Below are 23,327 nucleotides of genomic sequence, written 5' to 3' on the forward strand. Positions count from 1 at the left end.
TGCGCCGTTGATGTTGGACCGTTCGACGCCTTACGATCCCGTCAGTCCTCGAACAGCTCAAACGCACAGCGCGGCGGGGCTCTGGGGGGAGTCATCAGGTTCCGAGGGGCGAGGTGTCCGCAAAGTGGACGAAAGCACTGCACCCGCAATTCAGATAGACGAACTGTCGCGCAGTTTCAAGGGCCCGCAGGGCCGCGTCAAACACGCCCTGGATAAACTCTCTTTGTGTGTCGGGCGCGGCGAGCTGGTAGGTCTTCTCGGGCCGAATGGGGCCGGAAAAACCAGCACGGCGAAGATACTGATGACCGTCCTGCTGCCCACGTCGGGTCAGGCGCGCATCCTCGGACACGACGTCGTGCGCGAGGCTCAGGCCGCGCGGCGGGTGACAGGTGTCATCCTCGGCGGCGACGCGGGACTGTACGCGCGGCTGTCCGCCGTCGACAACCTGCTGCTCTTCGCCGACCTGTACGGAATCCCCTACCGGGAGCAGAAGCCGAGGATCCGCGACCTGCTGGACATGGTGGGGCTGCTGGGGAACGAACGGAAGCGGGTGGAATCGTTCTCGCGCGGCATGAAGCAGCGGCTGCACATCGCCCGCGGCCTGCTGCACGACCCGGACGTCGTCATCCTGGACGAGCCGAGCAACGGCATCGACCCGGTCGGCGCCCGGGAGTTGCGCGCGCTCATCCGCGAGCAGGTGCGCGGCGGCCGGAGCGTCCTGCTGACGACGCACTACATGTTCGAGGCCGACGAACTCTGCGACCGGGTGGCCGTGATGCGCGACGGAGTCAAGATCGCCGAGGGCACCCCGGAGTCGCTGAAGAAGCAGACGGACGGTCAGGTCGTCCTCACCGTCCAGGTCAGCGGGGCCGGCGAAGGACATGTGGCACGGCTGCGGGCGCTTCCCGGTGTCCGCTCGGTCGGGCTGGCCGAGCGCGACGGCAGCCAGATCCTGGACGTGCACAGCGGCCAGGAGACCGACGTCACGGCCGCGGTCCTGGCCGGACTCGGCGGCCTGCCCGTCCTCCAGGTCTCCAAGCGCGAACCGACGCTGGAGGATGCCTACGTCTCCCTGATCTCGCAGGACCGCACGTGACGGCGGCGCGGCCGGCCCGGCTCCGTACCAGCGCCGGCTTCCTGGCGCGTGCCTGGCGCTACGAACTCCGCCAGCTCGTCCGCACCCGGCTGTACGTGTTCCTCGCCGTCCTGCTCCCCCTGATCCTGGCCTCGATGGCCTTCTACATGTTCCGCGGATCGGGCAAGCAGGACCCCCCGATGGCGGTGGCCCTGAGCGCGGCACTGATGGGCATGTGGTCCTCCACCCTGCTGGGTTCGGGCAACGCCATCACCCGGCTGCGGCTGATGCAGCTGCTGGAGCCTCTGGTCGCCAGTCCTCGCTCCACCTTCCTGGTGACTCTGCCGTTCGCGCTGGCGACGTCGTCGCTGGGGATCTACGGACTGCTGATCACGCTGCTGTGGAGTGCGCTCCTGTTCGACATGCCGCTCCACCTGGAGCACCCCGTGCTCTTCCTGGCCGCTGTTCCGGTGACGGTGGTGGCACTCGGCATGCTGGGCCTGCTGATGGCCTCCGCCTTCATCCTGTATCCGACGGCGCAGTCGCTGGCCAACTTCTTCGAGTTCCCGGTGTGGATGCTCAGCGGGATGCTCGTCCCCGTCTCCTCGCTCCCGGACCCGGTGCAGAACGTGTCGTACCTTCTGGCCCCAACCTGGGGTGTCAAGGCGCTCACCGGGGCGGCGGTGGGGGGCGGCGACCCGTTGACGGCGATCGGCATGTGTCTCCTGCTCACCTGTTTCTATCTCGCCGTCACCCTGCTGCTGCAGAGGAGGTTCGAATGGCTGGCACGCTCCAGTGGAACGCTGGCTCTTCAGTGACCTGGCGGCTGTTCTTCGTGGCGGGCTGGCGCTCCTATCTCGCCCTGTTCCGCTGGCTGCGGCCCTCGGCGTTCATCCCGACCGTGATCGGCGTGCCCGTCGTCCAGCTGATCTGGGCGGTGCACCTGGGCCGCTACCTCGGGGCCTATCCGTCCGACTACTACGTGGTGGGCAATGCGCTGCACGCCTGCGCGATGGCCGGCCTGTTCGCCCCCGCTCACTCGATCCAGGGCGAGCGGTACGGCGGCACGCTCACGGCGCTCCTGGCCACCCCGGCCAACCGTGCCGTGATGTTCGGCGGCCGGGTCCTGCCGGCCGTCGTGACCGGCGCGTTCACCTCCGCGGTCATGCTCGCCCTCGGCTCGGCACTGGGATGGGTGCACATCGCCCCTGGCTCGCTCCCCCTGCTGGCCCTCACCCTGCTGGTCACCGCCCTGTCGTGCAGCGCCTGCGGACTGGTCGTGGGGGCGATCGGGCTGCGCACCCGGGAAGCGACGTTCCTGGCCAACGTGGTGCTCTACTCGATGATGCTGCTGTGCGGCGTGAACATCCCCTTCTCCTGGCTGCCCGGCTGGCTCGCCGCCCTCGGGCACGCGATGCCGATGTCACAGGGGATCGAGGCCGCCCGCCGGGTGCTGTCCGGGGCCGACGGGGTGCCGGGGCTGCTGGGCTGGGAACTGCTCAAGGCGGCCGTGCTGGTGGGGCTGGCCCTGTACCTGCTGCGGGTGCTGGAGCGCGGCAGCCGCGCGAACGCGTCCCTCGACGATGTGTGAGAGAGCGGAGAACCCCATGACGGTGGACGGCGTCCCTCTGACGTTCGGCCAGCTCTCGGTGTGGCGGGTGATGACCGACTGGCCGCACTCCCGGTGGCCGGAGACGTATCTGACCGGCGCGGTCGAGCTCCCGCCCGGCTGCGGCGAGGACCGGGTCGTGGCCGCCTTCGGTGCGCTCCGCAGGCGCCACGAGTCACTGCGCACGCGCTTCACGGACACCGCGGACGGGCCGGTGCAACGGGTGGACGACGCGCTCGGCGACCCGGTCGTCGGCCAGGTGGAACGGCAGGTGTCCACCGTCGAGGAGGCAGCGGCGGCCGGACGGGAACTGGCCCGGGAGCGCATCGACCGCGCCCGGGAGCACGCCTGCCGGTTCGCCGTGGTGACCAGCGCGGGACGGCCGACGCACGCGGTGATCACCACCGACCACATCGTCGCCGACGGGTTCTCGATGGGGCGGCTGCGTGCCGAACTGACGGCGCTCGCCGGCGGGGACAGTCCGGAGGGCAGTCGCTGGCTGGAGGAGGAACCGCCCCAGCCCCGAGCCCTCGCCCTGGCGCAGCGGTCCGCCGCCGGCCGGGCCCGCGGTGACGGCGTGCTGCGCCACTGGCGGGACCTGCTGGCCGCGCTGCCCCCGGACACCTTCCCGGTACCCGACGACGCGGGCGGCAGCCCCGGACGCATCGAGGCGGTCCTGCGCTCGCCCCGCGCCCGTGCCGCACTGGCCGTGGTCGCCCGGGAACACGGACTGGCACCCCACGACGTCCTGCTGGCACTCGCCTCCCTGGCCGTCGCCGTTCTCGAGGAGAACGCGCGGGTGGTCATGACGCTCCAGTCCAGCAACCGGTTCGGCCCGCCCTGGCACACCGTGGTCAGCTCCATGAACCAGTACGCGCCGATGCTGCTCGACACCGGCACCGCACCCGGCACCTTCGGCGAGTGGGTCCGCCGCGTGCAGCGCACCGCGCTCAAGGCGTACCGCTTCGGCTCGTACGACATCGACGCAGTCGACGCCCTCGTGCGCGAGGACCGCGGCAGGGCGCCGGGATACGACAACTTCTACAACTTCCTCGCCCACGACGTCGCGCAGTCCGCGCCCGTCCCCGGCGCGGACCGGGCAGGCCGCGTCGAACGGACCCGTCCCCACCGCCAGATCGGCCCCCGGTTCGACGTCAAGGTGCTCGGCGGACCCGACATGCCGGTCGTGGTACGGGCCGACCCCGCCCTGCTGTCCGCCGACCGGCTCGACGACCTGCTGACCTGGTTCGACGAGGAGGTGCACCGGCTGGCGGCGGAGCCTTCAGGCAGCACGGCCGCGCTGGTCCGGCGGTGCCGCTCTGCCCTGGAGGGCCGGTCCGCGGACTGAATCCCGAGCACGCAGTGGAACGCCCCGTACGTCTCTGATGCGCCCCGCTGATCAGGAGGCCCGTGTGCTGCCCCTCTCCTTCGCCCAACGACGGCTGTGGTTCCTCGAACGTGTCGAGGGAGCCGGGGCGACCTATCTTCTGCCCCTCGCCCTGCGGCTGCGCGGGCCCCTGCGCGTCACGGCGCTGCGGAGCGCGCTGGGCGACGTCGTGGCGCGGCACGAACCGCTGCGGACCGTCTTCCGCGAGGCGGACGACGAGCCGTACCAGGACGTCCTCGACGCCGGTGCCGGCCACCCGGGGATGGCGGTCGTCGCGTGCGGTCCGGACCGCCTGGACGAGGAGCTGGCGAGGGCCGCCGCCGTGCCGATCGCGATCTGCAAGGCCGAACTCCCCCTGCGTGTGACCCTGTTCGAGACCGGCCCCGAGGACCACGTCCTGCTGCTGGTCGTCCACCACACCGCGGCCGACGGCTGGTCGGTGGACACCCTGCTGCGCGACCTGTCCGCGGCCTACCGATCCCGGGCCGAACGGGGCATCGGACCGTCCTGGGAGCAACTGCCGGTCCAGTACGCGGACTTCACCCTGTGGCAGCGCGAACTGCTGGGCGATCCACAGGATCCCGCCAGTACGCACGCCGTGCAGAGCGCCTTCTGGAGACGGACCCTGTCCGGTCTGTCCGGACCGCTTCCGCTCCCCGTGGACCGGCCCCGCCGGACGGTGGCCGGGCACCGTGGCGCCTGCGTCCCCTTCCACTGCGACACCAAGCTCCACCACGGGGTGACGGAGCTGGCCCGCACGCACCGGAGCACCTCGTTCATGGTGGTGCAGGCCGCCCTGTGTGTGCTGTTGTCGCGGCTGGGGGCGGGCACCGACATCGCGGTGGGGTCAGCCGTCTCCGGCCGGGTGGAGGAGGCGCTGGACGACCTCGTCGGCTTCTTCGTCAACACGGTGGTGCTGCGCACCGATCTCTCGGGCGATCCGGACTTCGCCGAGGTCCTGCGGCGGGTGCGGGAGTCCGACCTGGACGCCTTCGCCCACCAGGACCTGCCGTTCGACCTGGTGGTCGAGGCGGTCAACCCGGTCCGCTCACTCGCGCACAACCCGCTGTTCCAGGTGATGGTGAGCTTCGAGAGCGACGCGCCCGCGGAGCCGGACTTCGGCGAGGTGAGGGCTGCGGTGCGTCCGCTGGCCCCGCTGCCGACCGCGAAGACGGACCTGACCTTCCAGCTCGTGGAGCATCTGCGGGGCGGACCGCAGGGCATCGACGGCTACCTGGAGTACGCCTGCCACCTCTTCGACGCCTCCACCGCCGAGTCCGTCGTGGCCCGGCTGCTCACCGTCCTGGAGGCGGTCACGGCGGACCCGTCGCTGCGGGTCAGCGAGATCGGCCTGCTCACCGATGCGGAACACCGCCTGGTGGTGACGGAGTGGAACGCGACGGAGCGCGCGCTGCCGGTGACGGCCCTGGACGAGGCGCTCGTGGCGCAGGCGGCCCGCACCCCGGACGCGCCGGCGGTCGTCGACGGCCCGCGTACCCTCACCTACGCCGAACTCCACGAGCGGGCCGACCGTCTGGCCGCCCACCTCGACTCCCTGGGGGCGGGGCCCGGCACGGTGGTGGCGCTGGCGCTGCCCCGCTCGGCCGAGTTCGTCGTCGCGATGCTGGCCGTCCTCAGGACGGGGAGCGCCTACCTCCCGCTGGACCCCGATCACCCCTCGGAGCGCCTGGCCCACATGCTGCGGGACGCGGCGTCGCCCTGCGTGCTGACCGACCGCGCGACCCGGGCCGCCCTGCCGGCCGGAGGGCCGCCCGCCGTGGCCCTCGACGAGCCGCTGCCCGCGCCGCCGCGGGTGCCCGGAGCGGGACGCCGGCGCGCCGGGCCGGGTGATCCCGCGTACGTGATCTACACCTCCGGCTCCACCGGGCTGCCGAAGGGCGTCGTCGTCCCGCACGCGGCCATCGACAACCGGCTGCGCTGGATGCAGGACGCCTTCCCGCTCACCGCCGCGGACCGTGTGCTGCACAAGACGCCCTGCGGCTTCGACGTGTCCGTGTGGGAACTGTTGTGGCCCCTGCGTGAGGGTGCCGTGCTGGTGGTGGCGGCGCCGGGCGAACAACGGGACCCCGCACGCCTGATCGACACGGTGCGGAGCACCGGCGTCACCGTCGCGCACTTCGTTCCCTCGATGCTGGACCACTTCCTCGCCGAGCCGGAGGCGGCGTCCTGCGCAGGGCTGCGCCGCGTCTTCTGCAGCGGCGAGGCACTCCCACGGGAGACCGCGGACACCTTCCACCGGCTGCTGCCGGGCACCGCACTGGAGAACCTCTACGGGCCGACGGAGGCCGCCGTCGACGTGACGTGGCATCCGTGCCGGGCGGGCGAGAGCGGCCCGGTCCCGATCGGCAGGCCGGTCCACAACACGCGGACCTACGTCCTGGACGAGACGCTACGGCCGTGTCCGCCCGGGCTGCCGGGCGAGCTGTACCTCGCGGGCGTCCAGCTGGCGACGGGCTACCTGGGCCGCGCGGCGCTGACGGCCTCCCGTTTCGTCGCGGACCCGTTCGGTCCGTCCGGCTCCCGTATGTACCGCACCGGCGACGTGGCCCGCTGGCGCGCGGACGGCTCCCTGGAGTACCTGGGGCGCGAGGACACCCAGGTCAAACTGCACGGCCAGCGCCTGGAACTCGGCGAGGTGGAGAGCGTGCTCGCCGCGGGGAAGGCGGTCGGCTCCGCCTGCGCCGTGGTGCGCTCCGACGGCGGCCACCAGCGACTGGTCGCCTACGTGACCCCGGCGCGCGGGGCCTCGGGCGCCGGGACGACGCCGGGCGGTCCGCAGCCGGACCACCTGCGCGAGCACCTCGCGGAGCGGCTTCCTGCGTACATGCTGCCCTCGGACATCGTGGTCGTGGACCGCTTCCCGCTCACCGCGAACGGCAAGCTCGACCGGGCGGCCCTGCCGCCGCCCGTGCCGCGCAGCGGCCGGGGCCGCGCCCCGGGCACCGACCTGGAACGGGGGGTGCTGGAGGTCTTCCGCGCATTGCTGGACACCGACGGCATCGGTGTGGACGACGACTTCTTCCGCGCGGGCGGGACGTCGATGCTCGCGATCCGGCTGGCCAGGCGGCTGCGCCGTGTCCTCGGGACGGAGCTCCCGGTGCAGGCCGTATTCCGGCATCCGACGGCAGCCGCGCTGGCCCGCCGGGCGGAGCGGGGCGCCGGGAGCCCGGACGGCTCGGCCGCCCTGCTACCGCTGCGTCCGCACGGCACCGGTCTGCCACTGTTCCTGCTGCACCCCGGGACCGGGTTCGGCTGGTGCTACTTCCGGCTGCTGGAGCACCTGGACACCGACCGGCCCGTGTACGCCTTGCAGGCCAGAGGGCTGGGAGCGGAGGGCGGAGCCGGGCTGCCCGCGAGCGTCGGTGAGATGGCCGACGACTACGTGCGGCGGATCCGGCAGGTCCAGCCGTCGGGCCCCTACCACCTGGTCGGCTGGTCCTTCGGCGGGCTGGTGGCGCACGCCGTGGCGACCGCGCTGCGCGCCGCGGACGAGGCGGTGGACCTGCTGGTGGTGCTGGACGGCCGTCCCGTGACCGAGGAGGAGGCCGCCCGGGACCACGCCGCGGCCGAGGATCCGCATGCGGAGGCGCTGCGCGGCTTCTTCGACGGCGCTCCCCCGCCGTCCACCGCGCGGGACGGCGTCGACGACGCGCTCGTCGCCCACCTGCGCGAGAGCTTCCCGCCGCTCAGCCACGCCGGTCCACGCGAGGTACGCGCGGCGGTGGAGGTGGCGGTCAACAACATCCGACTCATGAACGACTTCGTGCCCGGCCGGTTCGACGGCGATCTCGTCCTGGTGGCCGCCGACGACGACGGCACGCGCCGGGACACCGGTCCGGACCTCGGCTGGGATCCGTACGTCGGTGGGCGGATCACGGTCCTGGACGCCGGCTGCGGCCACTACGAAATGCTCGGCAGGGCGGTCGCCGACGTCGGCCGGCTGCTGTCGCGGATCCTCACGGCACCCGGCTCCGCACGGATATGACCACAGGAGGAACTTCCATGGGCAACCCCTTCGACGATTCCGGCGCTCCGTTCCACGTCCTCGTCAACGACGAGGGCCAGCACTCGCTGTGGCCGGCCTCCGCGGCCGTGCCGGACGGCTGGAGCGCCGTGCTGAGCGATGCCACGCACGAGGAGTGCGTGGCCTGGGTGGACACGCACTGGACGGACATGCGGCCGAGGAGCCTGGCTTCGGCCATGGACGCGAACGGGCCGCGGGGCGAGGCGTGAACCCGTCCGCCGACCGCGAGGCGGTCACCCCCGGCGAACTGTTCACGCGGCGCGCGCGGCTGTGGCCGGACGCGGTCGCGGTGGAGTGCGCGGGCGAGCGGATGACGTACGCGCGGCTCGACACGGAGTCGGACCGCCTCGCACAGCTGCTGCTGGCACGGGGCGCGGCACCCGAGCGCCCGGTGGCCGTCGGGCTGCGGCGCTCGCCGCTGCTGGTGGTCGCGCTGCTCGCCGCGGTGAAGGCGGGGGTGCCGTACGTCCCCGTGGACCCCGCGCACCCTGCCCGGCGCAACGCCCTGATCCTGGGCGACGCGGCGCCCGCCCTGCTGCTTGCATCCTCCGACACCCCCGTGGAGGGCGCCGACGGAGAGCTGGGCCCGGAACTGGTACTGCTCGACGAGTTCCACGGCGGCGAGCCGCCCGAGCAGGAGACTTCCCGGTGCCTGCCGCGGACCCGTCCCCCGCATCCGCTGGACGTGGCCTACACGCTGTACACCTCGGGCTCGACGGGGACGCCGAAGGGCGTGGCCGTGACCTACGGCAACCTGCTCAACCTGCTCGGTTCCTTCGGGAACCGGCTGGGGCTCGTGCCACGGGACCGTTTCCTCGCCGTCACCACCGTCGGATTCGACATCGCCGCGCTGGAGCTGTTCGTCCCGCTGCTCAGCGGTGCCCGTCTGGTGCTGGCCACGGAGGAGGAGCGGGAGCCCGCGCGGCTCGCCCGGCTGCTGGAGCAGCGGGGCATCACCGCGATGCAGGCGACGCCCGCGCTGTGGCAGGCCCTCGTGGAGGAGACGGTCGACCTGTCAGGGGTGCGCGTCCTGGTCGGGGGCGAGGCCCTTCCGGCCGGGCTCGCCGCCGACCTGTGCGAACGGGCCGCGGAGGTCACCAACGTCTACGGCCCCACCGAGACCACCGTCTGGTCGACCGCGGTGACACTGGAGCCAGGCCGTCTCACGGACCACCCGCCGATCGGGGTGCCCGTCGACCGCACCCGGACCCATGTGCTGGACCACGCGCTGCGGCCGGTGGCCCCCGGTGAGGAGGGCGAGCTGTACATCGGGGGCGCCGGGGTCGCCCGGGGTTATGTGAACCGTCCCGGTCTCACCGCACAACGCTTCGTCGCCGACCCCTACGGACCACCCGGCACCCGCATGTACCGCACCGGCGACCTCGTACGCCAACACCCCGACGGCAACCTCGAATTCCTCGGCCGCACCGACTTCCAGGTCAAACTACGCGGCTTCCGCATCGAACTCGGCGAAATCGAAACCGTCATCGCCCGCACCCCCGGCGTCGCCCAAGCCGTCGCCCTCGTCCGCGAAGACCGCCCCGGCGACAAACGCCTCGTCGCCTACGCCGTCCCCCGCACCGGACACCACCTCGACCCCACCACCATCCGACAACACACCACCCACACCCTCCCCGACTACATGGTCCCCGCCCACATCGTCGTCCTCGACACCCTCCCCCTCACCACCAACGGAAAAATCGACCGACGCGCACTACCCGCCCCCCACCACAACCCCACCACCACCGACACACCCACCACCCCCCACCAGAAAACCCTCTGCCACCTCTTCGCCGACACCCTCGGCCTCCCCCACATCGGCACCCACGACAACTTCTTCGACCACGGCGGCCACTCCCTCCTCGCCACCCGCCTCATCAGCCGCATCCGCACCCAACTCGGCCACCACCTCACCATCCGCGACCTCTTCGAACACCCCACCGTCCACGACATCAGCCACCACCTCACCACCACCCCCACCACCACACGCCCCGCACTGCTGGCGGCGCCGCGTCCCGCGCGGGTGCCGCTGTCGTACGGTCAGCGGCGGCTGTGGTTCCTCGACCGTCTGGAGGAGACGGGCGCGGCCTACCACATGCCGTTGGTGCTGAGGCTGCGCGGACCGCTGGACCAGGACCGGCTGCGGGCCGCCCTGGCAGATGTCGTGGCCCGCCACGAGAGTCTGCGCACCGTCTTCCGCGAGGCGGACGGGGAGCCGTGGCAGGAGGTCCTGCCCGTCGAGGACGCGGCTCCCGCGCTGAGCGTGGTGGAGGCCGGCGCCGCCGACCGCGTGGACGCGCAGGTGCGGGAGTTCCTGTGCCGGGGCTTCGACCTCGCCGAGAAACCGCCGCTGCGCGCCGGGCTGTTCAGGACAGGGCCGCAGGAGCACCTGCTGGCCGTCGTCGTGCACCACATCGCGTGCGACGGATGGTCGATGGCCCCGCTCGCCCGCGACCTGCAGAACGCCTACGAAGCGTCCGGACGCGGAGTGAGACGGGACGCGGACGGCGCGCTGCCCGTGCAGTACGCCGACTACACGCGGTGGCAGCGTGAGCTGCTGGGCGACCCGGACGGCCCGGAGAGCCTGGCCGCGCGGCAACTGGCCTACTGGGAGAAGGAGCTGAGCGGCCTGCCGGAGGAACTCCGGCTGCCCTACGACCGGCCGCGGCCGGCCCGTCCCTCCTACGCGGGCGGATCGGTGGTGGTGCGGGTCGACGCCGCGGAGCACCAGGCGCTCCAGCGGCTGGCGCGCGCCTCGGGTGCGACGGTGTTCATGGCGGTCCAGTCCCTCGTCGCCGTGCTGCTCACCCGGCTGGGCGCCGGCACAGACATCCCCATCGGCACGCCGGTCGCGGGCCGCTCCGACGAGGCGCTGGAGGACCTGGTCGGCTTCTTCGTCAACACGCTGGTGCTGCGCACCGACACGTCCGGCGACCCCGCCTTCACCGACCTGCTGGAGCGGGTGCGCGACCGGGACCTCGACGCCCTGGGCCGCCAGGACCTGCCGTTCGAGACGCTCGTCGAGCGGCTGCGCCCGGCACGTTCACTGGCCAGGCACCCCTTCTTCCAGGTGCTCCTGGTGGCGCAGAACAACGAACGGCAGCCCTTCCGTCTCCCGGGACTGGAGGTGGACGAGCGTCCGGCCGCCCTGGGCACCGCCCAGTTCGACCTGTCGTACAGCCTGGTGGAGAAGACCGCCGCCGACGGTCGCGGTGACGGGATCGAGATCACCGTGGAGTACGCGGCCGACCTGTTCGACGCGGCGACGGTGGAGCGGATGAACGACTGTCTGCTGAGGCTGGTGCACGGGGTGCTGCGCGCGCCGGACGTGCCCGTCAGCACCCTGGCACTGCTCTCCGCGGCGGAGCGCCGCCGGCTGATCGTGGACTGCAACGCGACGGACCACGAGGTGCCGCGCCTCTCCCTGCCCGGGATGATCGAGGAGCAGGTGGCGCGCACCCCCGGGGCGACGGCCGTGGTGCACGAGGACCAGCGGCTGACCTACGCGGAACTCAACGCCCGGGCCAACCGGTTCGCCCGTCTCCTGATGCGCCGGGGGGCGGGGCCCGAACGGACGGTGGCCCTGTTCGCACCGCGCTCGGCCGAGCTGGTGGTGGCCCTGCTCGCGGTGGTGAAGACGGGCGCCGCCTATCTGCCGGTGGACACGGCGCACCCGGCGGACCGGATCGCGTATCTGCTGGAGGATGCCGGTCCTGTCTGCGTGGTGACCACCGCCGCGCTGAGCGAGCACGTCCCCGACGGCACGGCGACGGTGGTGCTGGACTCGGACGCGACCGCCCGGGAGGCAGCCGCCCTGACGGACACGGACGTGACCGACGAGGAACGCACGACACCGCTGCTGCCCGCGCATCCGGTGTACGTGATCTACACCTCTGGCTCGACGGGCCGTCCGAAGGGGGTGGTCCTGCCCTCGGGGGCCCTGGTCAATCTCATGGCCTGGCACCACCGGGCCTTGGGGGGCGGGCCGGGCACGGTCACGGCCCAGTTCGCGTCGCTGAGCTTCGACGCCGCCGCCCACGAGCTCTTCTCGGCCTTCACCATGGGCAAGACGCTGGCCGTCCCCCTGGACGACACCCGCAAGGACACCGAGGAACTGGTCAGGTGGCTGGACCGGCACCGCGTCAACGAGCTGTTCGCCCCCACACCGGTGGTCGACGCGGTGGCCGAGGCCGCGGGCCGGCTGGGGCTGGCCCTGCCTCATCTGGTGGACATCGCGCAGGCGGGCGAGGCCCTGACGCTCCACTCGGCCCTGGGCGGTTTCTGTGCCCCGGGGTCAGGGCGCAGGCTGCACAACTACTACGGGCCGACCGAGACCCATGTGGTCACGGCGTGGACGATGCCCGATGCCGCGTTCGGCTCCCCGGCCGCGCCTCCCATCGGGCCGCCCATCTGGAACACCCGCGCCTACGTCCTGGACGAAGGGCTGAACCCGGTGCCGGTGGGAGTGCCGGGCGAGCTCTACCTGGCCGGTGACCAGGTCGCCCGGGGTTATGTGAACCGTCCCGGTCTCACCGCACAACGCTTCGTCGCCGACCCCTACGGACCACCCGGCACCCGCATGTACCGCACCGGCGACCTCGTACGCCAACACCCCGACGGCAACCTCGAATTCCTCGGCCGCACCGACTTCCAGGTCAAACTACGCGGCTTCCGCATCGAACTCGGCGAAATCGAAACCGTCATCGCCCGCACCCCCGGCGTCGCCCAAGCCGTCGCCCTCGTCCGCGAAGACCGCCCCGGCGACAAACGCCTCGTCGCCTACACCGTCCCTCGCACCGGACACCACCTCGACCCCACCACCATCCGACAACACACCACCCACACCCTCCCCGACTACATGGTCCCCGCCCACATCGTCGTCCTCGACACCCTCCCCCTCACCACCAACGGAAAAATCGACCGACGCGCACTACCCGCCCCCCACCACAACCCCACCACCACCGACACACCCACCACCCCCCACCAGAAAACCCTCTGCCACCTCTTCGCCGACACCCTCGGCCTCCCCCACATCGGCACCCACGACAACTTCTTCGACCACGGCGGCCACTCCCTCCTCGCCACCCGCCTCATCAGCCGCATCCGCACCCAACTCGGCCACCACCTCACCATCCGCGACCTCTTCGAACACCCCACCGTCCACGACATCAGCCACCACCTCACCACCACCCCCACCACCACACGCCCCGCACTGCGTCCGATGCGTCCGGCTCCCGCCGGCCGGGACGTCCGGTGACGGCGGCCTCATCCCCTGGAGCAACCGTGACGGAACAACAGGTCGGGATCCCGGCGTTCTCGGTCGTCCCCGGAGCCACGGTGCACCGGTGCCTGGCGGGCCGGCAGCACGAGGTCATGGACATCGTCGAGCAGGCGTACCGCCTGCACGGGGCAGCCGAAACGGTCAACCCGCCGTCGTACTTCCTGCGCTTCCCGGACCGGCCATCCGCGCGCATCATCGCGCTGCCCGCCTCGCTGGGCGGCGAGTTCGGGGTGGACGGTCTGAAATGGATATCGAGCTTCCCGGAGAACCTCTCGCACGGCATTCCGCGCGCCTCCGCGGTCCTCATCCTCAACGACGCCCGGACCGGGTACCCGTTCGCCTGCCTGGAGAGCTCCATCATCAGCGCGGTGCGCACCGCAGCCTCGGCGGCGGTGGCCGCGCGGGAGCTGACCCGTGACCGGCCGGCACCGCGCCGGATCGGCTTCGTGGGTACCGGACTCATCGCCCGGTACCTCAACGACTACCTCTCGGTGCTCGGCTGGGACCTGGCCGAGATCGGGGTGTACGACCTGTCCCCCGAGTACGCCAAGAGCTTCGCGGGCCATCTCGCCGAACGGACACCGCAGGTGCCGGTGCGGGTGCACGCATCGGCCGAGGATCTGGTGCGCGCCAGCGACGTCGTGGTCTTCGCCACCACCGCCTCCACCCCGCACGTCACCGACCCGGACTGGTTCGGGCACCATCCGGTGGTCCTGCACGTCTCGCTGCGCGACCTGGGCCACCAGGTCGTCGAGGCGGCCTGCAACATCGTCGACGACGTCGAGCACGTCCTGAAGGCCGACACCTCGGTCCACCTCGTGGAGCAGCGCACCGGAACGCGCGACTTCATCGACGGCACCCTGTACGACGTCCTCACCGGCCAGGTCGTGGTGCCCGCCGACCGCACCGTCGTCTTCTCCCCCTTCGGCCTGGGGGTGCTGGACCTCGCGGTCGGCCACTTCGCCCATGACCGGGCCGCCCGTACGGACGAGCTGCTGCGGGTCGACGGCTTCTTCCATGACGTCGACCGCCATCAGAGCCCCGCACCGCTGGGCGCGTCCGCCGGGAGCGGCCGATGAGCGACGTGACCCCCCTCGGCGACCTCCGCCTCCTGCCCGGCGCGGCCGAGGCGGCGCGTGCCCGCGCGCTGCGCAACCCGCTGCCCGTGGACACGGCGAGCGCGGTCCTCGACCACGTCGCCCGGCACGCCGGTACGGACGGGGACAGGGCCGCCGTGGTCCACGGCGACACGGTCGTGACCTATCGGGGCCTGCTGGAGCGGGTCGGCGCGATCCGCGCGGGCCTGCTCGGCAAGGGATGCGGCCCGGGCGACGTCGTCGCGGTGACCGGGCTGCGCTGTCCGGACGTCATCGCGGTGCTGCTGGCCGCGGAGAGCCTCGCCGCCGTCTACCTGCCCGTCGATCCCGGCTGGCCCGCGGCGCGGGCCGAGGACGTCCTGACACGTGGTGCGGCGCGCTGGCTGGTGGACTGCACCCCCTCCGCCACCGGCCCGGTCCGGGAGGCGGCAGCGCGGGCCGGCGTCGAGCCGGTGCCCCTTCCCGGCCGCACCGCGGCGAGCCGCGGCACTCCCACGGCCTCGATGGGCGACCGCTCGCGGGAACCCAGGTACGCCATCTTCACATCGGGGACGACGGGTCGTCCCAAGGGAGCACTGGTCGAGCACCAGGGCATGATGAACCACCTGTGGGCCAAGGTGTTCGACCTGTCCCTGGACCGCGACGACACCGTGGCGTTCAGCGCGCCGCTGGTCTTCGACATCTCGGTGTGGCAGATGCTGGCCCCGCTGCTCGCCGGAGGCACGGTCGCCGTCATCGACGACGCCGACCTGGCCTTCCCCCGTCGGCTGACGCGCGCCCTCTCCCGGTCCCGGGTGAGCGTGGTGGAGCTGGTCCCCACCGTTCTGGGCTGGCTGGTGGACCAGGTCGCCCGGACGGGCCCCGACGCCCTGGCGAGGCTGCGCTGGGTCATCTCCACCGGTGAGGAGCTGCGGCCCGCCCTGGCGCGGCGGGTGTTGACGGGGCTGCCCGAGGCCCGGCTCCTGAACGCCTACGGGCCCACGGAGTGTTCCGACGACGTGACCCACCAGGTGGTGGGGGCGGCGGAGGCGGAGCTGGAGCGTCTGCCGGTCGGCACCGCGGTCGTCAACGCCGTCCTTCACGTGCTGGCCGGGGAAGGCGACGGCCGGTGGCGGGCGGTCGCGGAGGGCGAGCCGGGCGAGCTGTTCGTGGGCGGGCTGCCGGTCGGCCTGGGCTATCTCAACGACGAGGCCACGACACGCGCCGCGTTCTTCCGGGACGTCATAGATCCCGGATCCCCGACCGGGCGGCTGTACCGGACGGGCGACCTCGCCCGGGTGGCGGACGGCAGGGTGCACTACCTGGGCCGGGCGGACCGTCAGGTCAAGGTGTCCGGAGTGCGCATGGAACTGGACGAGGTCGAGGTCGTACTCAGCCGCCATCCCGCCGTCGGCAGTTGCGCCGTCGTCGTCAGCGGGACGGACGGAGCCGCGGAGCTGACCGCGCACTACAGCCCGCGAGGGCCGGTCTCGGCCGACGAACTCAAGGAGCACCTCCGCAGTCGGCTGCCCCCGGCGATGGTGCCCGGGCAGTGGCGGTCGTGGGAGGCGCTCCCTCTCACCCCTAACGGGAAGACCGACCATCGCGCCCTGCGCGACGCCGATGCCGGGCAGGGCGCCGCCCCGTGACCCTCCGGCCAGGGCGGGCTTCGGCGGACCTGTGCACACAGGTCCGCCGAGCGGCCCGCGCATACCCGAACACCCACCGACGACATGCGGAGCACAGCCATGAATGAACCGTGGGACGACCGCTTCAGAACCCTGCTGGCCTCCCAGCTCGGCGACGCCGTGGCAGCCCGACTCACCGCTGACGACGACCTCTTCGACAAGGGCCTGAACTCGCTGGGCGTCGTCGCCCTGGTGGTCGCCGTCGAGGAGTGCTACGCGATCGAGTTCCCTGACGAGGCGCTGGACCGGGAGACGTTCCGGACCCCCGGACGGCTCTGGGCCACTGTCGAGGGTCTGCTGCCCCGGGTGCAGGACGGCGGGGGCAACCGATGATCGTCTCCGTCGCCGGGACCGACGGGGCCGGCAAGTCGACCGTCACACGGCTGGCCGCCGAGCGTCTGGCGGGCGCGGGCACCGCGGTCGAACGCGTCGAGCGGTGGGACATCGTCGGCAATCCCCGGTATCCGTCGGCGGACCTGCTGCGCCGTGACGTCCCGGCCGCGCGGACCTGTGTGGCGGACATGCCGCCCGGCCCGCGCTTCCTGTTCCTGATGTGGTCCATCGACCTGGCACTGCGCGGCCGGGCTCCGGGCGGCCAGGAAGCGGCGGTGACCTTGCTGGACGGCTACTGGATGAAGCACGCGGCGAGCGAGATCGCCTACGGGCTGGACCGCACCTGGGTGGAGTCGGTCGCGGCCGGGCTTCCGCCCTCCTCCGAGGTGGTCTATCTCCGGCTCGACCCGGAGCGGGCGTGGGAGCGCAAGGCCGGCCGGGATCTCGTGCCCTACGAGTGCGGGATGGATCCGGCGTGCTCCCGGGAGAGCTTCCTGACGCACCAGCGGCGCGTGCTCGACGTGCTCGACGGCTGGGCGGCACGCTTCGGCTGGCGCGAGCTCGACGCCGCACAGCCCGTGGAGACCTTGGTGGACGCGGTCGTCATCGGCACGGTGGGGCGGCTGACGAGCGGTACGCACCGTGTGCCGGCGCATACGGAGGCACGATGAGGAGCGGCGGCGCGGGCGGTCACGAGACGCCCCGGACGGTCGTGGTCAAGGTCGGCGGCAGCCTCGTGTCGGACAAGCGCACCGACCACGACATCGACGAGGCCGCGGTGCGGGACTACGCGGAGCTGGTGGCGGACCTGGTGCGGAGCCATCCCGGCCAGGTGGTCTTCGTGGCGGGGGGCGGTGCCCTCGGCCACTCCTCGGTACGCCGTAAGGAACACGACGGCCGACTGGCCCTGCTGCCCCTGACCCGGGCGACGTTCGACGTGAAGTGGGTGTGGACCGAGGCGTTCCGCGCCGTCGGGCTGCCCGCCGCGCCGCTCCAGGCGATGGCGATGTACGCGGAGGGCCCGGACGGTCCGGTCTTCCAGACCGGGGTGGTCTCCAGGCTGCTGACGGCAGGTGTGCTGCCGGTGCTCTCAGGGGACTGCGTGCTGACCGCCGCCGGCGGACTGCGCATCCTGGGCAGCGACCACGTGCCGGGAATTCTCCTGGACGGCTCCTTCGGGCCGGTCCGGGTGGTCGCCCTCACCGACGTGCCAGGCATCCACAGCGGTCCGGATGGCGACAGCCCGGTCGTACCGTACCTGGACGCGGCGGACCCCGAGCGGGCTTACGCCTGCCTCTGGCCGACCGCTGCCTGGGACACCAGCGGGGCGATGCACGGGAAGGTGGAGGCGTTCTTCTCGCACGCCGACCGCGGCGCGGAGTGCGTCATCACTCGGGGCGACCGCAAGGCCGCAGGGCTGCGCCATCTGATGGCTCCGATGTCCGCATGGCCGCACGACCTTCCACGCACCCTGATCTCCCGCAGCCGCCCTGTCTGAGCCCTGCCACGGCAGGGCCGGTCCACCCCCGGCACCGGGCGCCCGTGGTGCCCGGTCGTCAGTGTCCACATCCTCGATCCCGGTGGAGTCCCCATGTCCCCTTCTCCCGCCCCGCCCGAGCCCCGGCCGCAGGACCGCGTGGTCCTGATGAATCCGGGACCGGTGAACGTGTCCGAGGAAGTCCGGGCCGCGCTCACCCTGCCCGATCTGTGCCACCGCGAACCGGAGGCGCTCGCGCTGATGCAACGGATCAGGAGGAAGACGACCCGTGTCTGCGGCGGTGACGACCGGTATGCCGCGGTCCTGCTTGCGGGTTCGGGGACCACGGCTCTGGAGGCGGCATTCTCCTCCGTGGTGCCCGCGGACGGCCGCGTTCTCGTGATCGACAACGGCCACTACGGGGAGCGGCTGGCCCGGATCCTGTCGGTGCACGGCATCGCCGTCGAGCACCTGACGTTCGGCTGGGGCACCCCGGTCGACCCGGCGGTGGTCGAGCGTTCCCTGGCCGGGGACCCGTCCCTCACCCACGTCGCCCTCGTCCACCACGAGACGAGCACGGGGATGCTCAATCCGTTGCGGGAGATCGGCGCCGTGACCGCCCGGCACGGCCGGTCCCTGGCCGTGGACGCGATCAGCAGCCTGGGCGCCGAGGAGTTCGACCTGGTCGCCGACGGAGTCGACTGGTGCGTCGGCACAGCGAACAAGTGCCTGGAGGGATTTCCCGGGGTGAGTTTCGTCGTCGGCGCGCGGGAGCGGCTCGCCGCTCTGGAGACGGTCCCGGCGCGGACCTTCTCCCTGGACCTGCACCGCCACTTCGTCGCCCAGGAACACGACGGGGTTCCCCTGTTCACCCTGCCGCTTCAGGTCATGGCGGCGTTCGACACCGCACTCGACCTGGCCCTGCGTGAAGGCACCCAGCAGCGCCACGCACGGTACACGGCCCTGGCCGAGCGGCTGCGTGACGGTCTCGCCGAGCGCGGCCTGGCACTCCGGCTGCCCCCCGAGCACCGCGCGAGCTCGCTGACGGCTTTCGCGCTTCCCGACGGGATGACGTACGAGGAGCTGCACGACGGTCTCAAGGCCGAGGGGTTCGTCGTGTACTCGACCCAGGCACGCGGGGAGCGGGAGTTCCGGCTCTCCACCATGGGCCACATCACCGGCGAGGACATCACCCGCTTCCTGTCCGCCTACGACCGGGTCGTCACCCAGTACGCCGGAGCCGCTCTATGACCGACACCGTGTTCTCCACTCCGTCCGCAGCCCTGCGCCCCGGCCCGGAGCAGAAGGACTCCACGAGCACCGCACGGGTGACCCTGGCGATCGTCGGCGGCGGGCCCAGCTGCACCTACGTACTGGACCGGCTGGCGTCCGCGACCCGGGACGCGGCAGGCCCGTTCGACCTGGAGATCCATGTCTTCGACCGGACGGGGCACTTCGGCGCAGGTCAGGTGCACAGTCCGGACCAGCCCGCCACGAGCTATCTCAACCGTATCGTCGGGCAGGTGGGGTTCGCCGCCGACGAGAGCGTGGTGGACGCCGGCCCCTTGCTGGACCTCGCCGACCGCCCGACCCTGCTGGAATGGTGCCGCAAGAGGTTCCGCGACACCGGCGACCCGGTGTTCGACCTGACGGCCGAGGACTGGCCGAAGCGGTACGTCCACGGCCAGGCGCTGCGCGACCAGTTCGACCTCTACGTACGGCTCCTGCGGCAGCGCCCGGGGATACGGGTCCTGCTCCACACCGCCGAGGTCGTGGATCTGGACGAGGGGGCCGACGGAAGGCTGACCGTGGTCACCGCGGCCGGCACCCGGCCGGTGCGCGCCAGCCACGTCCTCATGGTGACCGGGCACTCCTCCAACGACCCCCTGAAGTACGCGGGGCCCCGGCGATGGACGGAGTTCGCGGGGCGGGGACAGGCGGATTTCCTGCCCTCGGCCTACCCGCTGGACCAGGCCTTCCCGGCCGGTGCGGCCGGTCCCGACCGCGTGGTGGGCTGCCTGGGCATGGGCCTGACCACGATCGACGTGATCCTCCATCTGACGGAGGGCCGCGGGGGCAGCTTCGTCACCGGGCCCGGCGGCCTGCTGGAGTACCGGCCCTCGGGCGCGGAGCCCGCCTCGATCGTGGCGTTCAGCCGCTCCGGCCTGTTCACCTTCGCCCGCCCGTACAACGCCAAGGAGCGCGACCCCCAGAATCTGGAGCACCGGGGAACCTTCCTCGTCGAGGAGGCGGTGGACCGGCTGCGGACCTCGGCCGGACGGCCCGCGCAGGTGGGCAGGACCGAGCGCAGGCAACTGGACTTCCGTGCGCACCTGCTGCCCGTCGTGGTCCTGGAGATGGCGCACCTCTACTACACGACGCTGTTCGGGCCCGGCTTCGGCCGGGCAGCCGAGCGGGCCGCCCGGCCGGAGTACGAGGCGTTCCTCACCGACGGCGGGGCGGGAGCCGCGTCCCAGGTGTCGGTCGACCGGCTGCTGGCCCCGCTGGAACGGGCCGTCGACGAAGCGGTGGCGCTGGTCGACGGTGCCCTGGCGGGGGCGGGCTTCGGTCCCGCCGACGTACCGGACTGGGCCGAGGGCGCCCTGGAGCGGTTCCTGGCGGTCGTCTTCGGTCCGGAACGGGCCGCGGAGATGAGCGCCCTGCGTGGGGACGGGGAGGCGTTCGCCGCCGCCGTCGCCGCTGCGGACTCCCCCTTCCGGCACCGGAAGTCCGCCGCGGCCGGCCGCTTCTCGTGGGAGCGCATGATCGAGCCGCTGCGGCGCGAGGACTGTCGCACCCCCGAGCAGTACCGCGAGGCGCTGCTCGACTTCATCGACCTCGATCACCGCTGGGCCGCACAGGACAACCTCTGGAACCCTGCGAAGGCGGCGGCCGACGGGGTCTGGCGGGATCTGCGCCATGTCCTTTCGCACGCGCTCGACTTCGGCGGTCTGCGGGCCTCGTCGCACCGGGATTTCCTCGATGTGTACATGCGCCACCACAACCGGCTGTGCAACGGCGCCGCGCTGGTGGTGATGGAGAAGATGCGCGCGCTGATCCGGCACGGTCTCGTGGACGTGTCGGCCGGACCGGACGCGGTGGTGGAGACGGACGAGTCCGCGGGCAGGTTCCGGGTGCGGGGCCCTGTCACGGGCGCGGACATCGCGGTGGACGTCCTGGTGGACTCGCGGGTGCATCCTTTCGACGCCGCGAACGACGTGCGTCCGCTCTATCCGAACCTGCTGCGGCGCGGGCTGGTACGCAAGTGGACCAACCCGGGCCAGGGGGAGCCCGGCTTCTCCCCGGGCGGACTGGACCTGACCACCGCCTTCCATCCGGTGCAGGCGGACGGCCGCACCGACACCCGGCTGACCCTGCTCGGTCCGCCGAGCGAGGGAGTCATGTTCTTCCAGCTGGGGGCACTACGGCCGCATCAGAACCATCACGTGATGCAGGACATCCTGTTGTGGCTGAAGGGGTTCTGGCCGGACGTCACCGCCGCGGAGAGCTGATGGGCGGGGGCCACCGCTCACCGGAGGGTGCCCGGTCCGATCGGGCCGGGCACCTCCCAGTCCTCCGGCGGGCGCCAGTCCCGCCACCGCTCCCACCAGGGCGCTCCGCGGCTGACCAGGTCCGTCACGTCGGCCGCGGCGCGCCGCACCTGGTCGGCCTGCTCCGGAGAGAGGGCGCCGCTGCGCTCCAGTGCGTGGAACTCCTCGACGTCCTTCCATCGGGAGGGAGAGCCGTCGCCCGGGATCCACAGGTCGAGTTCCAGATCGAGGGTGTCGAAACCGTGTACACCGCGGCGCAGCGGCTGCTGGAAGTTGACGTACCACCCCTCGAAGGCGTCGCCCCTGCGGCGTTGCCAGACCGCGTAGGCGTCGGAGGCGCGCTGGATCTGGAGGACACCGTCGGACTGCCAGACCGGGTCGTGCAGGCTCCAGGGGTGCGGCCCCCAGCTGAACTCACCGGGGCCGAAGGTGAGCGGGGTGCGCTCGGAGAGGTAGACGGCCACCAGATCGCCCTCGTCGGCGACCACCCGCACCGGGTAGAGCAGCCATTCCCGGCCGTCCAGCATCTCTCGTCTCGCGACGACCTGCCCTGGAGTGAATCTCGCCTGCATGGGACGACATTACCCCTTTCCGATCATGGTTCTTCCGCATTCCGGCCATCCCCCGCGCTCCCCATCTGCCCTGCTGAAGCCCGCAGTTGGTCTTCGTCGTGCGGATGAAGTACGTTTCGGGAGGTCCGCGCCCCGCGGACCTGCGCGCACCTCCTCGCGGCCGGCCCGCCGGGGCGGGCGTCCCTGCGCACGCCCCGCGTCCGGTCGCCCCGTGCCCGTCGTCACCGGGCGGGGTCCGCCCGGACGCCCAGCCTGCTCCGCGGGGCCCTCGCGGAGCCGCCCGGTAGCGTTCACCCGTCCTTGACAATCCTGCGAACCCCGAGTGGAGAAGCGAGACACATGGCCACTGAGCAGAAGTCACCCACTGTGCGTGAGGTGCTCCGGAGTCTTGACGTGTTCGCCGGCGCCCTGCCCCGGTTCGATCCGCAAGAAGTCCCGGGCACACCGCAGGACCTGTTCACCGAGTGGCTGACCGAGGCCATCACGGCAGGCGTGCGCGAACCGCACGCCATGACGCTGTCGACGGCGGGGCCGGACGGGACACCGTCGGCCCGGGTGCTGCTGCTGAAGGACGTCGGCCCGGCCGGCTGGAGCTTCGCCTCCCACGCGGCCAGCCCCAAGGGCCAGGACCTGGCGGCCACTCCCGCGGCCGCTCTCACGTTCTACTGGCCGTTGCAGGCCCGCCAGGTGCGGCTCCGTGGCGCCGTGGCGCCCGAGAGCCCGGAGCTCAGCGCCCAGGATTTCCTCGCCCGCTCGCTGGGATCCCGCGCGGAGGCGTTGGCCGGCATGCAGAGCAGGCCGCTGGACGACCCGAAGAGCGTATCGGCGGCGACCGAGGAGTCACTCGCCCGGCTGGAGCGGGAACCGGACCTGGTGGTCCCGGAGTGGACCCTGTACACCCTGGCTCCTCACAGCGTCGAGTTCTGGCAGGGCGACAAGCAGCGCAAGCACACCCGGCTCACCTACCTCCGTTCCGGGGACGGCTGGGACCAGCAACTGCTCTGGCCGTGACTCCGGGCGCCTCACCGACGGCCTGCCGGACCCACGCGGCCGAGGGCCGCGAGGGGGGCCCGACGGTGGCTGAGTTCGACGCAGGCCGGACGGGAGTACCTGGATGAGCGACACACAGGTACCGCGCTGACGCCCGCCCGATGGGGGCGGCCCGAGTCGGCGGCCGGTTCGAGAGCTGGGTCGCCCCCGAACGGACACCGGTCGAGACCGTGGGCGAGGACC

The 23,327-nt window shown here is 72.3% G+C and carries 16 protein-coding genes; 15 read left to right on the top strand and 1 reads right to left on the bottom strand.

Features of this window, described 5'->3' with window-relative positions:
• Window positions 1-124: 124 nt before the first annotated feature.
• The 14 genes from ACFY8O_RS16570 (at window position 125) to ACFY8O_RS16635 (ending at window position 21,483) form a co-directional block, all read left to right on the top strand.
• Window positions 125-1,096 (top strand): ABC transporter ATP-binding protein, encoded by a 972-nt coding sequence (locus ACFY8O_RS16570; RefSeq protein WP_387902785.1) that lies wholly within the window; start codon window positions 125-127, stop codon window positions 1,094-1,096.
• A complete protein-coding gene (locus tag ACFY8O_RS16575) occupies window positions 1,093-1,893 on the top strand; it encodes an ABC transporter permease (RefSeq protein WP_145807146.1) in 801 nt (266 codons plus the stop codon). Before ACFY8O_RS16570 ends, ACFY8O_RS16575 begins: the two co-directional genes overlap by 4 nt.
• Window positions 1,854-2,666 (top strand): ABC transporter permease, encoded by an 813-nt coding sequence (locus tag ACFY8O_RS16580; protein ID WP_145807148.1) that lies wholly within the window; start codon window positions 1,854-1,856, stop codon window positions 2,664-2,666. Before ACFY8O_RS16575 ends, ACFY8O_RS16580 begins: the two co-directional genes overlap by 40 nt.
• Window positions 2,667-2,682: 16 nt before the next feature.
• The gene (locus ACFY8O_RS16585; RefSeq protein WP_387902789.1) at window positions 2,683-4,032 is read left to right on the top strand and encodes a condensation domain-containing protein; all 1,350 of its coding nucleotides are present in this window, start codon (window positions 2,683-2,685) and stop codon (window positions 4,030-4,032) included.
• A 64-nt stretch (window positions 4,033-4,096) separates the two neighbouring features.
• Entirely contained in the window at window positions 4,097-8,077 is a 3,981-nt protein-coding gene (locus ACFY8O_RS16590; protein ID WP_387902792.1) for a non-ribosomal peptide synthetase, read from the top strand.
• Between the two features lie 17 nt (window positions 8,078-8,094).
• Window positions 8,095-8,325 (top strand): MbtH family protein, encoded by a 231-nt coding sequence (locus ACFY8O_RS16595; RefSeq protein ID WP_387902794.1) that lies wholly within the window; start codon window positions 8,095-8,097, stop codon window positions 8,323-8,325.
• Window positions 8,322-13,373 (top strand): amino acid adenylation domain-containing protein, encoded by a 5,052-nt coding sequence (locus ACFY8O_RS16600; protein ID WP_387902797.1) that lies wholly within the window; start codon window positions 8,322-8,324, stop codon window positions 13,371-13,373. The genes ACFY8O_RS16595 and ACFY8O_RS16600 overlap by 4 nt, the downstream gene beginning before the upstream one ends.
• A 26-nt stretch (window positions 13,374-13,399) precedes the next feature.
• The gene (gene sbnB / locus ACFY8O_RS16605) at window positions 13,400-14,476 is read left to right on the top strand and encodes a 2,3-diaminopropionate biosynthesis protein SbnB (RefSeq protein WP_387902799.1); all 1,077 of its coding nucleotides are present in this window, start codon (window positions 13,400-13,402) and stop codon (window positions 14,474-14,476) included.
• Window positions 14,473-16,122 carry an amino acid adenylation domain-containing protein gene (locus tag ACFY8O_RS16610; RefSeq protein WP_387902802.1) on the top strand — a complete coding sequence of 550 codons (1,650 nt, stop codon included), beginning with the start codon at window positions 14,473-14,475 and terminating at the stop codon, window positions 16,120-16,122. Before sbnB ends, ACFY8O_RS16610 begins: the two co-directional genes overlap by 4 nt.
• A 99-nt stretch (window positions 16,123-16,221) precedes the next feature.
• Window positions 16,222-16,494, top strand: a complete 273-nt coding sequence (locus ACFY8O_RS16615; protein ID WP_167526199.1) for a phosphopantetheine-binding protein — start codon at window positions 16,222-16,224, stop codon at window positions 16,492-16,494.
• Window positions 16,491-17,165, top strand: a complete 675-nt coding sequence (locus tag ACFY8O_RS16620; RefSeq protein WP_387902805.1) for a thymidylate kinase — start codon at window positions 16,491-16,493, stop codon at window positions 17,163-17,165. Before ACFY8O_RS16615 ends, ACFY8O_RS16620 begins: the two co-directional genes overlap by 4 nt.
• Window positions 17,162-17,992, top strand: a complete 831-nt coding sequence (locus ACFY8O_RS16625) for an amino acid kinase family protein (protein WP_387902807.1) — start codon at window positions 17,162-17,164, stop codon at window positions 17,990-17,992. The genes ACFY8O_RS16620 and ACFY8O_RS16625 overlap by 4 nt, the downstream gene beginning before the upstream one ends.
• A 93-nt stretch (window positions 17,993-18,085) precedes the next feature.
• The gene (locus ACFY8O_RS16630) at window positions 18,086-19,222 is read left to right on the top strand and encodes a pyridoxal-phosphate-dependent aminotransferase family protein (RefSeq protein WP_387902809.1); all 1,137 of its coding nucleotides are present in this window, start codon (window positions 18,086-18,088) and stop codon (window positions 19,220-19,222) included.
• Window positions 19,219-21,483, top strand: a complete 2,265-nt coding sequence (locus tag ACFY8O_RS16635) for an FAD/NAD(P)-binding protein (RefSeq protein WP_387902812.1) — start codon at window positions 19,219-19,221, stop codon at window positions 21,481-21,483. The genes ACFY8O_RS16630 and ACFY8O_RS16635 overlap by 4 nt, the downstream gene beginning before the upstream one ends.
• 17 nt (window positions 21,484-21,500) lie before the next feature.
• Here ACFY8O_RS16635 and ACFY8O_RS16640 read toward each other — a convergent pair whose 3' ends face one another.
• Entirely contained in the window at window positions 21,501-22,094 is a 594-nt protein-coding gene (locus ACFY8O_RS16640) for a DUF402 domain-containing protein (protein WP_145807173.1), read from the bottom strand.
• 339 nt (window positions 22,095-22,433) lie between these two features.
• Here ACFY8O_RS16640 and ACFY8O_RS16645 point away from each other — a divergent pair, with 339 nt between their 5' ends.
• A complete protein-coding gene (locus ACFY8O_RS16645) occupies window positions 22,434-23,105 on the top strand; it encodes a pyridoxine/pyridoxamine 5'-phosphate oxidase (protein ID WP_387902814.1) in 672 nt (223 codons plus the stop codon).
• Window positions 23,106-23,327: the final 222 nt, after the last annotated feature.

Source organism: Streptomyces argenteolus (assembly GCF_042902585.1).
GTDB classification, from domain to species: Bacteria; Actinomycetota; Actinomycetes; order Streptomycetales; family Streptomycetaceae; genus Streptomyces; species Streptomyces argenteolus.